Origin of the sequence: Halomonas sp. HK25, from assembly GCF_047795635.1 — a bacterium.
Taxonomy (GTDB): Bacteria; Pseudomonadota; Gammaproteobacteria; order Pseudomonadales; family Halomonadaceae; genus Halomonas.
In genome coordinates, this window is record NZ_CP181044.1 from 2,503,038 (window position 1) to 2,518,101 (window position 15,064).

Sequence of the window (15,064 nt, forward strand, 5' to 3'; positions counted from 1 at the left end):
GGCGAGCCGGGGCCGTACTCTTAAAGCTCGCCCAGGTCATCGATGGAGCTAGCAGCCGAACCCGGCAGGGTCACCGAGGGCAGCAGCAGGCTGATCACGCGGTTCCAGCGGGCGATGGGCGCGGTGGTCACGTAGATCACGTCGTGGGGCTCGAGCACGAACTGGCCGCCCATGCTGAAGGCCACGGCGTTGCGCACGTCCAGCTGGTAGACGCTGGCCAGCTTGTCGCTGTCGGCGTTCGGCTGGCGGATCACGAAGATGCCCGAGGCCTCGGCGCTGGTCTCGTTGATGCCGCCGGCGCGGGCCAGGGCGTCGGTCAGGGTGAAGCGCTCGTTGCCCAGGTTGAGCTGCCCGGGGGAATTGACCTGGCCCATCACCGCCACGCTCTGGTTCTCGGCGCTGGGCACGTGCAGCACGTCGCCGTCGCGCAGCAGGCGGTTCTGGGTCTGGTCGCCCTGGCGCAGCAGCGCATACAGCGAGAGGCGCTCTTCCTCGCCGTCGCGGGTCAGGATCACCTCATGCCAGTTGGCATTGTCGGCGGCCCCCCCGGCCTGGCCGATGGCGTCGGTCAGCGTCAGCGGCGTGATGGTGATCGGCTGGGCCCCGGGGTTCTGCACCGCCCCGCTGACGTGCACCTTCTGGGAGCGGAAGTCGGCCATGCGCACGTCGACCTGGGGGTCGGTGAGGAAGGCGGCGAGCTGGCGTGCCAGCTCGCTGCGAATCTCCTCGATGGTGCGCCCCGCCACCTCTACTCGGCCGATATAGGGGTAGAAGATGGTGCCGTCCGGGCGAACCCGGTTGCCCGCCTCGGCGGCGCTGCGCTCGCCGCCGGCGGGAATGGTCAGCTCGGGATGGGCGTAGACGATGATGCTGAGCACGTCGCCCTTGCCCACCCGGTACTCCCACTCGTCGATCTGGCGGCGGGTCTCGGGGTCCATGGGCCTCGCCTGGCTGACCATCTGGCGATAGCCGGCCACCAGCGCCGGGGTGATCGGCTGGATGTCGACCAGATCATCGATGGGCGCGGTTTCGGTGCGGTAGTCGATATGGCCGCCCGGCGCGAGAGAGCAACCGGCGAACAGGGCCACCCCGACCAGGGTGGCCAGGGGGCGAAAGGAGCGGATGGGACGCATGGGGACACTGCCTGTGATGGTTCTAAGGCCTGGTTATAGAGGAAAGTTGTTGCGAAAGATTACGATGGGGAATGGCAATGGCGAAGGCGATCAAAGGACCGACGGCCGGGCACGCTACCGCCCCGGGGTGTCATGGCGTATCCCCTGAAGCCTGGCAATCCCTTTTAATAACACTTGATGCTAATTTGCCTATGTGACAACTGCATCACGGCCTGAGGCGTCTGCCTCGTCTACCGGATGCCGCTTACCAGCCGAGATGCTGATGATGAGACACGCGCCTACGCTTGAAGGATGAGAAGAATAATCCTCTGTCGCATGGCCAAAATGACGTCGCGATACTACACAGACGTGGCGCTCGTGGCCAGCGTACTTAGGATGCCCACCGGTCATTGTCCGATATCTCTTACAATCAACGCTGAGATACGCCCGACCTGTCGGTCAGGATGTCGCCGATCGGCGTCAAGTGTGGTGTTAACCTCTTGGTACGACGGCCCTATTCCTTTCGACGCCACACCTTGGCCCGGCGCACAAGGCGAGCATCGGGCGCTGATAAAGCCCATACTCACGGCCTAGGCTGACTTAATGCGTCTTCCCACGTCTGACACAGGGCGTTACCATTTGCGCCATTTCGTTCACGCTTTCTCACTAACCGGAAGGAATTCCACCATGCGTATCAAACAAGCGATCGCCGGAGCGGCCGTGGCCGCCCTGCTCTGCTCCCCCCTGGCGATGGCCCAGCCGGCCCCAGCTCCCCAGGCAGCCCCTCAGGCCGGTGCGGCCGGCGCAGGGGGCGGTAGCGGCGCGGCCGGTAGCGGCGCGGCCGGTAGCGGCGCGGCCGGCGGCGGCGCGGCCGGCGGCGGCGCGGCCGGCGGCGGCGCGGCCGGCGGTACCGCCGCGGGCGGCGGTGCTGGGGCCGCTGCCGGTGCCGGTGCCGCCGGTGGGGGTATCGCGGCGGGTGGCGGCTTTGCCGGCCTGGCGGCGGCGGCCGGCCTCTCCACCACCGCCCTGGCCGTGGCGGCGGCCGCCGCCGCCGTCGGCCTCACCGTGGCGGTCAGCGCGTCTTCCGGTTCCGGTACCGGCCCCGGAACGGGCCCCGGCACCGGGCCGGGCACGACCCCCGGCACCAACTGAACCGGGGTTCACCATGGGGAACTTCCGCCCGGCCGGCCGGCTGGTAGGCGTGATGCGTCGTGCCGGCCTGGCCGGCCTGGCTGCCGTGGCCCTGGGGGGCTGTGCCAACGGGGGCAGCAGCCCGATCGGCGAGACGCTGACCGGGCTGCTGCCGGGTGACCAGGTCGACGCCGCCCACGCCGAGTCGCTGCCCTATGCCTCGCTGGCCCTCGACACCGGTGACCGAAGCGGGCTGGTGATACTCGGCGCGCTCGCCGGGCCCCACACCTATTGGCCCACCGGCCAGAGCGGCATGCTGGTGCTTTTCGAGGAGGGGCTGCAGGCCACGGCGGGCCTGCCGGTGGACCTGCTGCAGAGCCGCTACCTGCCTCTCGCAGCCGCCGGCCAATCTACCGCCAGCCAATCTACCGCCAGCCAATCTACCGCCAGCCACGACGCCCGGGCCGATGACGCGCCTGCCGATGACGAACAGGCCGATAACGAATGGACGGGCTTCGTGCCCTGGCGCCAGGCCGAGCCGGCCGACTACCGGGTCGAGCGCCGCTGGCAGCCCCGCGACGGCCTGCCCCGGCAGCTGGCCGCCCGCGGCAGCCTGCGCTGCGACGCCGCCCAGCCGGTCGAGCTGCCCCTGGGCACCCGCGCGCTGGAGCGCTGCGAGGAGCGGTTGGAGTGGGACGACGGGAGTCGCACCCGTTCCACCCTGTGGCGAGACGCCGAGACGCGGCGCCTGTGGGCGGTGCAGACCCGCCCCTGGCCGGGCGGGCCGCGCATCGAGTGGCAGGTGGCCAGGGCCTGGTGGTAACGGGCCGGTAGGGCGATCACGGCCATCACATCGATCACAATGACGAAGGCGGCGGCAGTTGCCAGCCGCCCGGGACCAGCCACATCAAGGCAAGGGACATGATGCATTCGACGCGACGCCGGCTGCGCCACCTGGCGGGCCTGGGCGGCCTGCTGCTGGCGCTGGGCGCGGGCCTGCCGGCCGTGCAGGCCGTGCAGGCCGAGGAGCAAGTCCAGACACAGGCCCAGTTGACCCTGGGCGACGCCTGGCTGGCCTGGCAGCAGGCCTACCCGGGGGTGGTGCCCTGGCAGCACGCAGTGGCGCTGCGCCACGATACCGCGTCCACCCTGGACCGCGAGCGCCGCTTCCTGGCCAATACCTTGGCGACCCTGGGGGTCAGCGCCCGCGTGGCTGGCGACGCCCGCCGTGCGGCCGGCCTGCAGGCCTGGCAGGCGACCCTGGCGGCGTGGGACCCAGCGGCCTCGCGCACCCCGGGGCGCTTCGACCTGCCCTGGCTGGGCGCCCACCGCCGCGACAACCCGCCCCTGGCCAGCCTGGTCCACTACGGCGTCTGCGAGCCCCCCGCCTGGGTGGAAGTGTGGAGCCTGGATGGCGTCCGGCGGCTGGCGTGGTCGGCCGCTCAGAACCTGGACGAGCTGCTCGCGGCCCTCTCGCCCCAGGCCGCCCGCGATGCGGACTGGGCCGCGGTGGTGGCTCCCGACGGCCGCATCAGCCGGCGCGGCGTGGCGGCCTGGAACCACCAGCCCACGCCGCTGGTGCCCGGCAGCCGCGTGCTGCTGGAACTGCCCGGCGAGCGCGGCCTGCGCGCGGCCTCGCCCTTCCCCGGCACCCGGGGGGAACGGGAGCTGGTCAATGACCGCCTGCCGGCGCTGCTGGCCACCCGCCTGCCCGGCGACGCCTGCCCCCTGACAAGGACGCCCTGATGCCCGCTCGTCTCCCTTCCCCGGCCGCCCCCCGCTTTCCCCTCACCCCGCTGGCGCTGCTGGTGGCTCTCGCCAGTGGCAGTGCCACGGCCGCGGCAGGCGGCCTGGCCGGGCAGCTGGGGGCCGGCCAGAGCGACTTCGGCGGCGTGGGGCTGATGCAGGTACCGACCGCCCGCATGGCGCCCGAAGGCACCATGTCGGTCAGCGGGAACCGCACCGCGCCCTACCGCCGCTACAACGTGTTCTTCCAGCCGGTGGCCTGGCTGGAGGGGGGCTTTCGCTACGTGGAGACCGAGAACCGCCTGTTCGGCCCCAGCATCGCCGGTGACCGCAACTACCTCGACAAGGGCGCAGACGTCAAGCTGCGCCTGCTCGACGAGACCCGCTACTGGCCGCAGCTGGCGGTGGGCTTCCGCGATGTCGGCGGCACCACCCTGTTCGGCGCCGAGTATTTGGTGGCCAGCAAGCGCTGGTACGACCTCGACTTCACCCTGGGGCTGGGCTGGGGCTACCTGGGCAACGCCAGCGACGTGAGCTCGCCCTTCGGCTGGCTCGCCGACCGCTTCGACGACCGCCCGCGCCGCGCCGGGGGGGATCAGGGCGGGGAGTTCGCCGTGGATGCGCTGTTCCGCGGCCCCATGGCGCTGTTCGGCGGCGTGGAGTACCAGACCCCCTGGGACCCGCTGGTGCTGCAGCTGGAGGTCGAGGGCAACGACTACCAGAGTGAGCCCGGCGGCAACGACCAGACCCGCGATTCGCGCCTCAACCTGAGCGCCCGCCTGGCGCTTTCCGAGAACCTGGAGCTGCGCGGCGGCTGGCAGCGCGGCAATACCGCCATGGCCGGGCTCACCTACAACATCGACCTGGCCGGCATGCGACAGGTGAAGAACGACCCGCCCCCGGCCGATCTCGACGCCGCGCCACGCGGCGACTGGGCGCGGGTGGCCGAGACGCTGCAGGGCAATGCCGGCATGCGGGTGTCGCGGATCCAGCAGGAGGGCCAGGCGCTCTACGTGCAGGCCGAACCGACCACCTTCCGCGCCTTCCCCCAAAGCGAGGGGCGCGCCGGGCGCATCCTGCACGCCGAGGCCGACGACGGCATCGAGCGCTTCCACTACCGCTGGGAGAACCGCGGCCTGGCGCTGCGCGAGAGCGTCCACGACCGCGATGACTTCGTCGCCGCGGCCCGTTCGGCGGAGCACGAGCGCCAGCATCGGCAGGGGATCTATGCCCATGCGCGGCTGCAGGAGCCGGGCGGCGAGCCGCTCTACCAAGCGAGCGGGCAGCGCTTCAACTGGGGCCTGGGCCCGCGCCTGGACCAGAACTTCGGCGGCCCGGACGGCTACCTCTACCGGCTGATGGCGGTGCTCGACGCCGAGTACCACACCGACCCCAACGGCTGGTTCTCGGGCCAGCTGGCCTGGACGGCCCTCGACAACCTGGATCGCTACGAGTACCGCGGCCAGTCGGACCTGCCGCGGGTGCGCACCTTCCTGGGCGACTACCTGGCCGAATCGAGCCTGGGCATCGAGAACCTGCAGTACACCCGCACCGCCCGGCTCGGCGACGACTGGTTTGCCATGGGCTACGGCGGCCTGCTGGAGATGATGTACGCCGGCGCCGGCGGCGAGCTGCTCTACCGCCCCTTCGCCAGCCGCTGGGCGCTGGGCCTGGACGCCAACTGGGTGCGCCAGCGCGACTTCGAGCAGCGCTTCGACCTGCGCGACTACGACACCTGGACCGGCCACCTGACCGCCTACGTGGAGACCGGCGTGGAGGACGTGCTGGCCCAGGTCAGCGTGGGGCGCTACCTGGCCGGCGACTGGGGCTCCACCCTGGACCTCTCCCGAGAGTTCGACTCGGGCGTGCGGATCGGCGCCTGGGGCACCTGGACCGACGCCAGCGACGACTTCGGCGAGGGCGGCTTCGACAAGGGGCTCTATGTGTCGATCCCGCTGGATGCCTTCTTCACCCGCTCCAGCCTCGACTCCGCCGGCCTGGCCTGGCGCCCCCTGACCCGCGACGGCGGCGCCCGGCTCAACCGTCGCTACGGCCTCTACGGCCTGACCGACGCCCGCGACATGGGCCACTACTGGCGCGACTACCCGAAGACCTGGGACTGATTGAGGTCGATATCACCTTGTGGGAGCTGGATGACCTCCAAGGCTTGAGCCCACTGGTGGCAGCTGGATGACCACCAAGGCTTGAGCCCACTGGTGGGAGATCGGCTCCGCCGAGCGAATGGCGGCGAAGCCGCCCCGGCGGTGTGACTGGCGGCCGTTGTGGCCTCGGCCATTTCGCCCCGCAGAGCGTGGCTCCCACCAGAAGGAACCAGCCTCGGTGGGAACTGGATGACCTCCAAGGCTTGAGCCCACTGGTGGTAACTGGATGACCTCCAAGGCTTGAGCCCACTGGTGGCAGCTGGATGACCTCCAAGGCTTGAGCCCACTGGTGGCAGCTGGATGACCACCAAGGCTTGAGCCCACTGGTGGGAGATCGGCTCCGCCGAGCGAATGGCGGCGAAGCCGCCCCGCGGCGATACTGGCGGCCGTTGTGGCCTCGGCCTTCGCCCCGCAGAGCGTGGCTCCCACCAGAAGCAGCCAGCCTTGGTGGCTCCCACCAGTAGCAACAGCCTTGATGGCTCCCACCAGTAGCAACCAGCCTCGGCGACAGCCTAGAAACGAAAAGACCCCGCCGAGGCGGGGTCTTCTCGTAGTGCAGAACCGCCGTCACCCGGGGGTGACGCCAGCCCTCCGGCAGAATTACTTCTGCATGGAGCGCTGGAACATGCGGTTCATTTCGTCACGGTTCTGCTCGGACATCTGCAGAGCCGCCTGGGCGTCGCGCTGCGCCTGGTTGGCGGTGTTCTGAGCCTGGGTGGCGATGCTGCGGGCTTCTGCAGCGTCGGCCTGTGCGGACTCAGCGGTCATGCGAACTTCTTCCAGGGCGCCACTGGAGGCACAGCCTGCCAGAATGGCCAGAGAGGCAGCGGCGGCGGTGATCTTCAGGGTGGTCTTCAGAGTCATGGTGTTCTCCTTGAGTCTTCCTTGGGTACTACGTTAGTAATTGCCTGGTAGCCAGGCTTCCTGCACGAGCAGGCCGTCTTTCATAGACTTGTGCAGCTTAGCACAGGAGTCAAACGCTGTTTTATTATAGACGACGGCGCTTGTCCATAGCCTTCAACATCCCTTGCGCAGATAACAGCCTAGCGGATCACGACGCGGGTGCCAATGCCGATCAGCGAGGCGAGCCGTTCGATCTGTTCATCGGTCACCGCCACGCACCCCTGGGTCCAATGGAACTGCTGGTGAATCTCGGGGTCGCCCTTGCCGATGCCGTGGATGCCGATGAAGCCACCCAGCACGGTTTGCTGGGGCGGATAGCCCTGGCGCCGGTAGTAATTGAAGTAGTCGTCGTAGTCCCGCTGGGTGAATACCCCCTCCTCCAGGGCCATCCGCGCATGGGTCGGCGTGGGGTAGTCCAGCCCGACGAAGATGTGCCAATCGCTCTCGTGATTGAAGCGATTGACCCGGAATTCGCCCAGCGGGGTGACGTTGCTGCCGCGCAGGCGTGCCGACCGGGAGCCGCCGCGGCCCAGCGAGATCGGCGCGAAGCGCTCCAGCTGCCGATTGCCCCGGTAGAGGGTCAGGGTGGCCTCGCGGTCGTCCACCAGCACCCATACCTCGTTGTCGTGGCGGGGCACATGGGCACGCGACAGCACGGTCTCGATCAGATTCGCGGACGCCTGCTGGGTGCCGAGCAGCGCCAGGGGCGCACCCAGGGCCATGAGGGTAAAGCGGCGGCGGGAAAGGGGGTTCATCGGGATAACACTCGACATGGGACCAAGGGGGAGACTCATTACCGTTTATAGCGCACCTGCCCCCCCTTTGTCAGGTACCGGCCTGGCAACGACGCCAGCACTGACCCAGGGCATGGCCACCCGGGGCACCGCCATCTAGGCTGTGGTGAATGGCGGGCCACCCCGCCTCATGCGTCCGGACACTCCGTTCATGGACAAGGAACCTCGTATGACCCGACCGAATCGCCCCGCCCTGCCCGCCGCCTTCGCCGACGACCCGGACTTCGCCACCTGGGCCGCCGGCCATGGCGTGATCCGCCATGAGGCGATAACCGTGGAGCGCATCGCCGAGCTGCTCGACCGTCACGCCCAGGACCCGGCACGGCGACGGGCCTGGCTCGAGCGCCTGATCGCCGCCGACCGCCTCAGTTGCATGGGCATGTGGCTGGTGGCCCACATGACCTACGCGCGGCGGGTGCGCCTGGACGGCGAGCCGCTGACCGCCGAGGACTTCAAGCCCACCCCGGAGGGCCATACCGGCGGCGCGCTCAACATGGTGCCGGCCTACGCGGGGTATCTCGCCGCCAACGCCATGAGCGAGCTGACGCGCAGCTGGTTGATGGGCCAGGGGCACTGCGTGGCGGCCATCGACGCCCTGAACCTGCTGGTGGACAACATGGGGCCCGCCCATGCCGCGCGCTACGCCCTGACCGACGCCGGGCTGACGCGACTGGTCAACGACTTCTACCGCTGCGCCGTGGACCCCGATGGCCACCCCGTCTCACCGCTGGGGAGCCACGTCAACGCCCACACCGCCGGGGGGATCAGCGAGGGGGGCTATCTGGGCTTCGCCGGGCTGCAGTACGTGCACATGCCGCTGCCCGGCCAGCACCTGGTGGCCTTCCTGAGCGACGGCGCCTTCGAGGAGCAACGCGGCAGCGACTGGGCCTCGCGCTGGTGGCGCGCCGATGACTCGGGCGCGGTGGTCCCGGTGATGATCGCCAACGGCCGGCGCATCGACCAGCGCACCACCATGAGCCAGTCCGGCGGCACCGACTGGTTCGAGGACCATCTGGTGCTCAACGGCTTCGCGCCGCTGACCATCGACGGCCGCGACCCCGCCGCCTTCGCCTGGGCGATCCTCACCGCCGAGGAGGAGCTGGCCGACCAGGCCGAGCAGGCCCACGACGGCCGTGGCCACTACCCGCTGCGCCTGCCCTACGTGATCGCCGAGACGGTCAAGGGCTTCGGCTTCCCCGGCGCCGGCACCAACGCCGCCCACAACCTGCCGCTGGGCGGCAACCCCTCGGCGGACGACGCCGCCCGCGCCACCTTCAACGACGGCGCACGGGCGCTGCACGTGCCCGAGGACGAGCTGCGCGCGGCCATCGCCGTGCTCAACAACCACGCCGAGAGCGGCCGTGTGCGCGAGCGCGACCACCCCCTGGCCGACCCTCACCCGGCCCTGCCCGTCCGCCCCGAGCTGCCCACCTGGCCCCTGGGTGAGGCGGTCTCGCCCATGGCCGCCATCGACGAGGTCTTCATGGCCCTGGTGGACGCCAACCCCGAATTGCGGGTGCGGGTCGGTAACCCCGACGAGATGCGTTCGAACCGGCTGAATCGCACCCTGGACCGCCTGCAGCACCGGGTCACCGAGCCCGAGGACGACGTGGCCGAGGCGCTGGACGGCTGCGTGATCACCGCGCTCAACGAGGAGGCCGTGGTCAGCGCGGCGCTGGCCAACAAGCAGGGGCTCAACCTGGTGGCCAGCTACGAGGCCTTCGCCGTCAAGATGCTTGGCGCCATGCGCCAGGAGATCATCTTCGCCCGCCACTGCCGCGAGGCGGGCCGCCCGCCCGGCTGGCTGTCGCTGCCGGTGCTGGCCAGCTCCCACACCTGGGAGAACGGCAAGAACGAGCAGTCCCACCAGGATCCGACCCTGTGCGAGGCGTGGCTGGGCGAGATGGATGACGTGGCCCCGACGCTCTTTCCCATCGACGCCCCCAGCGCCGCCGCGGCGCTGCTCGCGCTCTATGCCAGCCGCGGGCGCATCGCGGTAATGGTGGTGCCCAAGAGCCCGGTGCCGGTCTGCCTGGACGCCGAACAGGCCGTGCGGCTCGCCGAGGATGGCCTGCTCTGCCTGCACGCGGCCGAGTCGCCGCGCCTGCAGCTGTTCGCCGTGGGCGCCTACCAGTTGATCGAGATGCGCCATGCCCTGGCCCGCCTGGCGGACGCCGGCATCGCGGCGAGCCTCTACGTGATCCAGGCGCCGGGCAAGCTGCGTGAGGCCCGCGACGAGGGCGAGGCGACGACGGTGCTCAGCCAGTGCCGGCTCAGCACCCTGGTGCCCGACGTGGCCGCCCGGGTGTTTCTCGCCCACTGCCGGCCGGAGCCCCTGTCCGGGGTGCTGCGCCCGCTGGATACCGGTGCGCGCTCGCGCTTCCTGGGCTACCGCAACCGCGGCGGCACCCTGGATACCTTCGGCATGCTCTACGCCAACCGCGCCACCTGGGCCCATGTGCTGGAGGCGGCGAGCGAGGTGGCCGGGCTCGACCTCGAGGCCCTGCTCAGCGACGTGGAACGCGATGCCCTGGCCAGCGAAGGCGACCCGGAGGTGCTGCGCCACTGAGATGTAGGAGCGCAGATTCTGCCGGTTCGACGGCTCGAAGATAGAGGCCGCAGGCCTCTCGGCGGTGTCGGCAAACGCCGGTAACGCCGCCAATCGCCGATAAATCGGGCTCCTACGTGGGGTCGCCGGTAACGCCGCCAATCGCCGATAAATCGGGCTCCTACGGCTGGCACCTCAGATGTAGGAGCGCAGATTCTGCGCGATAGAGGCCGCAGGCCTCTCGGCGGTGTCGGCCAACGCCGGTGACGCCGCCAATCGCCGATACATCGGGCTCCTACGGGTGGGGTCGCCGGTAACGCCACCAATCGCCGATAAATCGGGCTCCTACGTGGGGCCCCGGTGACACCGCCAATCGCCGATAAATCGGGCTCCTACGGCTGGCACCTCAGATGTAGGAGCGCAGATTCTGCGCGATAGAGGCCGCAGGCCTCTCGGCGGTGTCGGCCAACGCCGGTGACGCAGCCAATCGCCGATAAATCGGGCTCCTACGGGTGGGGCCGGATCTCTATGGGTGTCCTATGGTGACCTCATGGGAAAGTCTCTGGTGCCGATATGCCATCACACCGTGGACATGCCTTGCGCCGTGGCCGCTGTTCCTTGCCGGGGCATGGCTATCTGATAACCGCGGTCACGCGTGATCGGATCCGCTGGTTTGACGACACCGTCAATGCCCGGGCTGCTGCCCGCTCCTTTTATGCCGATTCTGTAGCTTGGGAAGCAAAAACCCTGGCATTTGTCGTGATGCCGGATCACGTTCACTGGCTGCTGCAGCTCGACGGGGATCTCTCCGAGGCCGTTCGGCGTTACAAGTCCCTGGTCAGTCACCAGGTAGGGGCGAGCATCTGGCAGAGGGGGTTTCATGACCGTGGTCTTCGTCGTGAAGAGGACCTGCGCCAAGTGGCCCGCTATATCGTTGCCAACCCGCTAAGGGCGGGTCTGGTAGACCATGTTCTCGACTACCCCTACTGGGATGCCACCTGGCTGTAGCACCGCCAATCGCCGGCTCCTGAGATGTAGGAGCGCAGATTCTGCGCGATAGAGCCGTCAATCGCCGATAAATCGCGCTCCTACGGTGGGGGCCCGGGTGACGCCGCCAATCGCCGATAAATCGGGCTCCTGGTATGGATTGACCCGTCAAAGGGTCGGTTGACTCTACTACATGTGATTGTCCTCAATGCCTACGGCTCAGGAAGCGAGGGGCTATCAGCGACGGTGGATCTCTCTGGTATTCGTGGGTTGGGTACCGACCTGTCATCACTTCGTCGCGGAGCTGCCCTGGTCTGGTATGGATTGACCCGTCAAAGGGTCGGTTGACTCTACTACATGTGATTGTCCTCAATGCCTACGGCTCAGGAAGCGAGGGGCTATCAGCGACGGTGGATCTCTCTGGTATTCGTGGGTTGGGTACCGACCTGTCATCACTTCGTCGCGGAGCTGCCCTGGTCTACACGCGAGGGTCACCCTGCCCCGCAGGGCGGGGGCCTCATAGGAGCGTCAGGGGTTCTCCCACCGGCCCGACGCTCCCTGACCCGAAGGCACTGAGAGGTGATACTCATGCCGTGGCTCGACTGCCGTGGGGTTTGCCCATGGCCTCGCAGGCGATGGCCCACAGGAAGCCTGCCATCTCCCGTGCGATCGCGGTGACCACCTGCTGTTTGACCTTGCCTGTGGCCGCCAGCCGGCGGTAACGCCCGCAGAGCCGCTTCTGTGCCTCCCAGGCGATCGCCTGGACCGTCGGCGTGGTCTTCTCCGCTCGCTGCTCAATGATGCGCGTCTTGCGCGCCGGGAAGCGATAGCTCCAGGCGGCCTCCACCAGCACGCGTCGCACATGCCCGTTGCCCGTCTTGGTGATGCCGCCCTGTCGTCGGCTGCCACCGCTCGAGTGCTCACTGGGCACAAGCCCCAGATAGGCCATCAGCTGACAGGGTGAATCGAAGCGGCTGATGTCACCAAGCTCGGCCAGCACCGTCATCGCGGTGATCAGACTCACGCCGCGCATCGCCTGGATGGCCTCGACCACCGGGGCCAGTGACCAACTCGGCAGCGCCACCGCCATCTGCCTTTCCAGGCCGGCCACGCGCCGCTGAGCCTCGCGCACCGCCTCGATGTACTCCTGGAGCACGATCTGCTGAACAAGGGTGTTGAATCGCACCGTTTCCAGCCAGCGGAAGTGCGCGGGAATCCACTTGCTCTTGCCACCATAGATCTTGCCGTGACGCAGCAGGAAGGCGTTCAGCCGCTGACGTGCCTTGAGCTCGATGGCCTTCATGTCCTCGCGGGCCCGCGTCAGGTCGCGTATTGCCTCCTGCTCCGGGGTGGGCACCCACACCGGCGTGAGCTCCCCGGAACGCGACAGACGCGCCAGCATCTGCGCGTCTCGCCGGTCGGTCTTGACGCGATCGCCTGCCCGCCGAGGGATCAAGGTCGGAGCGACGACCTCACAGTCATGGCCGCTGGCCTGGACCTGGTGATAGACCCCGTAGCCACAGGGGCCTGCCTCATAGCTGAACAGCAGCGGCTGCCCGGCGAAACGCTCGCTCAGCTGACGAACCAGCTTATCGATGGCCTGTGGTTCGTTGGGGATCTCGCCGCGGAACTCGGGCGCCTGTCGTCCGGCCTCGGCGATCGCCACCGAGATGCTGACCTTGTGCACGTCCAGGCCGATATAGGCGGCGTGGCCATCGCTGGCGGCGTTGACCTGCTCGGCGACGGTACGGTCCACAACGGCTCGCTGAGTTGCGTTAGACTGTTTCATGACCTGCCTCCCTCAATAGTGGCTCTGTGTTCTGGTCCCACCCTCAACGTAACCCACGACGTTGAGGCGGGGCAGGTCAATCCATCATGTCTACGTGGGGCCCGGGTGACACCGCCAATCGCCGATATATCGGGCTCCTACGACTGGCACCTGAGATGTAGGAGCGCAGATTCTGCGCGATAGAGCCGTCAATCGCCGATAAATCGGGCTCCTACGGTGGGGCCCCGGGTGGCACCGCCAATCGCCGATGAATCGGGTTCCTACGGTGGGGACCGGGTGGCACCGCCAATTGCCGATACATCGGGCTCCTACGGTGGGGCCCGGGTGACACCGCCATTGCCGATACATCGGGCTCCTACGTGGGGTCGCCGGTAACGCCGCCAATCGCCGATAAATCGGGCTCCTACGGGTGGCTCCTGAGATGTAGGAGCGCAGATTCTGCGCGATAGAGGCCGCAGGCCTCTCGGCGGTGTCGGCCAACGCCGGTGACGCCGCCAATCGCCGATAAATCGGGCTCCTACGTTGGGGGCCCGGGTGACGCCGCCAATCGCCGATACATCGGGCTCCTACGGTGGGGGCCCGTCGCTACTGCCTCATGAGGGCAGCAGCGCGCCCATGCGCAGCACCTCGCGCAGGCTGGTGGTCCCCTGCTCGGCCTTGGTCAGGCCGTCCTGCAGCATCAGCGTCTCGCCGCGCTCCAGCAGGGCGCGGCGCAGGCGCGATTCATCGGCATTCCGCAGGATCCGGCCGTGGTCGGCGGCGGTGGGCTGCCACACCTCGAAGACCCCGGTGCGCCCGCGAAAGCCCAGGCCGTCGCAGCGGTCGCAGCCGCCGGGCAGCCAGGCCTCCTCGGGCAGCGCCACCCCCATGGCCTCCAGCCACACGGCTTCGCGCTCGGGCAAGGGCCCCCGCTCCCGGCAGTGCTCGCAGAGCCGGCGCACCAGGCGCTGGGCCACCACCAGCCCCAGGTTGGCGCTGATCTCGGCGTCCCCCAGCCCCAGGTGGCGCAGGCTGGAGACCACCCCCACCGCATCGCGGCTGTGCAGGGTGCCCATCAGCGAGCGGCCGCTGCCGGCCACGCTGAGGGCGGCCCGGGCGGAGTCGGGATCGCGGATCTCGCCGATCAGCACATAGTCCGGGTCCAGGCGCAGCAGCGAGCGGATGCCGGTGGCGAAGTCCAGGCCGCTGGCCTCGTCCACCTGGATCTGGTTGATCCCGGGAATCTCGTACTCCACGGGATCCTCCAGGGTGATCACGTGGCTGTCGGTGAGGCGCAGCTGGTTGAGCAGCGTGTACAGGGTCGTGGTCTTGCCCGAGCCGGTGGGGCCGGCCACCAGCAGCATGCCCCCGGTGGCGTCCATCCAGCGCAGAATCCCCCGCGCGCCCTGCTCGCCGATGCCCAGCGACAGGGTGTCCCGAAACGTCTCCGGCGGTGCCAGGAAGCGGATCGCCATCTTCTCGCCGGCCACGCAGCTCACCGCCGTGACCCTCAGGAAGGTCTCCTCACTGCCCTCTTCGCCGGGCGGCCAGCTGAAGCTGCCCTCGGCGGCGGCCAGCGACGGCACCGGATTGAGGCCCGCCAGCACCTTGAACTGGTTGGTCAGGCGCGCCCCCGTGCCGGCATCGATGCGCAGGGCCTCGATCACCCGGCCATCGATGCGCAGGCGGATGCGCAGGTGCTCCTGATGGGGATCCAGGTGAATATCGGTGGCCCGGGCGCGCAGGGCGTCCTCGAGCAGGGCGTGGGCCTCCAGCACGTCCTCGCCGCCGGCCGGCGGGGTCTCGAGCAGCGGCAGCAGCCTCGCCAGCAGGCGGCGGTGGTCGGTTCGGGTCGTCTCATCGGCCATTGGGGTCCTCATCCGTCGGGGCACCCGTCGAGGGTGCGAGAATTC

At 69.0% G+C, this 15,064-nt stretch carries 11 protein-coding genes; 5 read left to right on the top strand and 6 right to left on the bottom strand.

Features of this window, described 5'->3' with window-relative positions; all coding sequences use genetic code 11:
- Nucleotides 1-20 precede the first annotated feature (20 nt).
- Both ACM26W_RS11995 and ACM26W_RS12000 read right to left on the bottom strand, forming a co-directional pair.
- Nucleotides 21-1,133 (bottom strand): polysaccharide export protein, encoded by a 1,113-nt coding sequence (locus ACM26W_RS11995; protein WP_416137225.1) that lies wholly within the window; start codon nt 1,131-1,133, stop codon nt 21-23.
- A gap of 645 nt (nt 1,134-1,778) precedes the next feature.
- The gene (locus tag ACM26W_RS12000; RefSeq protein WP_416137226.1) at nt 1,779-2,279 is read right to left on the bottom strand and encodes a hypothetical protein; all 501 of its coding nucleotides are present in this window, start codon (nt 2,277-2,279) and stop codon (nt 1,779-1,781) included.
- On the opposite strand from ACM26W_RS12000, the gene ACM26W_RS12005 reads away from it, so the two are divergent.
- From ACM26W_RS12005 to ACM26W_RS12015, 3 genes are all read left to right on the top strand, one after another.
- A complete protein-coding gene (locus tag ACM26W_RS12005) occupies nt 2,278-3,066 on the top strand; it encodes a hypothetical protein (protein WP_416137227.1) in 789 nt (262 codons plus the stop codon). The genes ACM26W_RS12000 and ACM26W_RS12005 overlap by 2 nt on opposite strands.
- 98 nt (nt 3,067-3,164) lie before the next feature.
- Entirely contained in the window at nt 3,165-3,989 is an 825-nt protein-coding gene (locus ACM26W_RS12010) for a capsule biosynthesis GfcC family protein (protein WP_416137228.1), read from the top strand.
- Nucleotides 3,989-6,112 (top strand): YjbH domain-containing protein, encoded by a 2,124-nt coding sequence (locus ACM26W_RS12015; protein WP_416137229.1) that lies wholly within the window; start codon nt 3,989-3,991, stop codon nt 6,110-6,112. The genes ACM26W_RS12010 and ACM26W_RS12015 overlap by 1 nt, the downstream gene beginning before the upstream one ends.
- 639 nt (nt 6,113-6,751) lie before the next feature.
- On the opposite strand, the gene ACM26W_RS12020 is transcribed toward ACM26W_RS12015, so the two are convergent.
- Together ACM26W_RS12020 and ACM26W_RS12025 are read right to left on the bottom strand one after the other, a co-directional pair.
- Entirely contained in the window at nt 6,752-7,015 is a 264-nt protein-coding gene (locus tag ACM26W_RS12020; protein WP_416137230.1) for an Lpp/OprI family alanine-zipper lipoprotein, read from the bottom strand.
- Nucleotides 7,016-7,194: 179 nt separating this feature from the next.
- The gene (locus tag ACM26W_RS12025; RefSeq protein ID WP_416137231.1) at nt 7,195-7,809 is read right to left on the bottom strand and encodes a L,D-transpeptidase family protein; all 615 of its coding nucleotides are present in this window, start codon (nt 7,807-7,809) and stop codon (nt 7,195-7,197) included.
- A gap of 208 nt (nt 7,810-8,017) precedes the next feature.
- On the opposite strand from ACM26W_RS12025, the gene ACM26W_RS12030 reads away from it, so the two are divergent.
- Complete coding sequence (locus tag ACM26W_RS12030) at nt 8,018-10,417, top strand: xylulose 5-phosphate 3-epimerase (protein WP_416137232.1); 2,400 nt, start codon at nt 8,018-8,020, stop codon at nt 10,415-10,417.
- 552 nt (nt 10,418-10,969) lie between these two features.
- The gene (locus ACM26W_RS12035; protein ID WP_416137233.1) at nt 10,970-11,404 is read left to right on the top strand and encodes an REP-associated tyrosine transposase; all 435 of its coding nucleotides are present in this window, start codon (nt 10,970-10,972) and stop codon (nt 11,402-11,404) included.
- Nucleotides 11,405-11,969: 565 nt separating this feature from the next.
- On the opposite strand, the gene ACM26W_RS12040 is transcribed toward ACM26W_RS12035, so the two are convergent.
- Both ACM26W_RS12040 and ACM26W_RS12045 read right to left on the bottom strand, forming a co-directional pair.
- Nucleotides 11,970-13,172, bottom strand: a complete 1,203-nt coding sequence (locus ACM26W_RS12040; protein ID WP_416137234.1) for an IS110 family transposase — start codon at nt 13,170-13,172, stop codon at nt 11,970-11,972.
- Nucleotides 13,173-13,765: 593 nt separating this feature from the next.
- The gene (locus tag ACM26W_RS12045; protein WP_416137235.1) at nt 13,766-15,019 is read right to left on the bottom strand and encodes a GspE/PulE family protein; all 1,254 of its coding nucleotides are present in this window, start codon (nt 15,017-15,019) and stop codon (nt 13,766-13,768) included.
- Between the last annotated feature and the right edge of the window lie 45 nt (nt 15,020-15,064).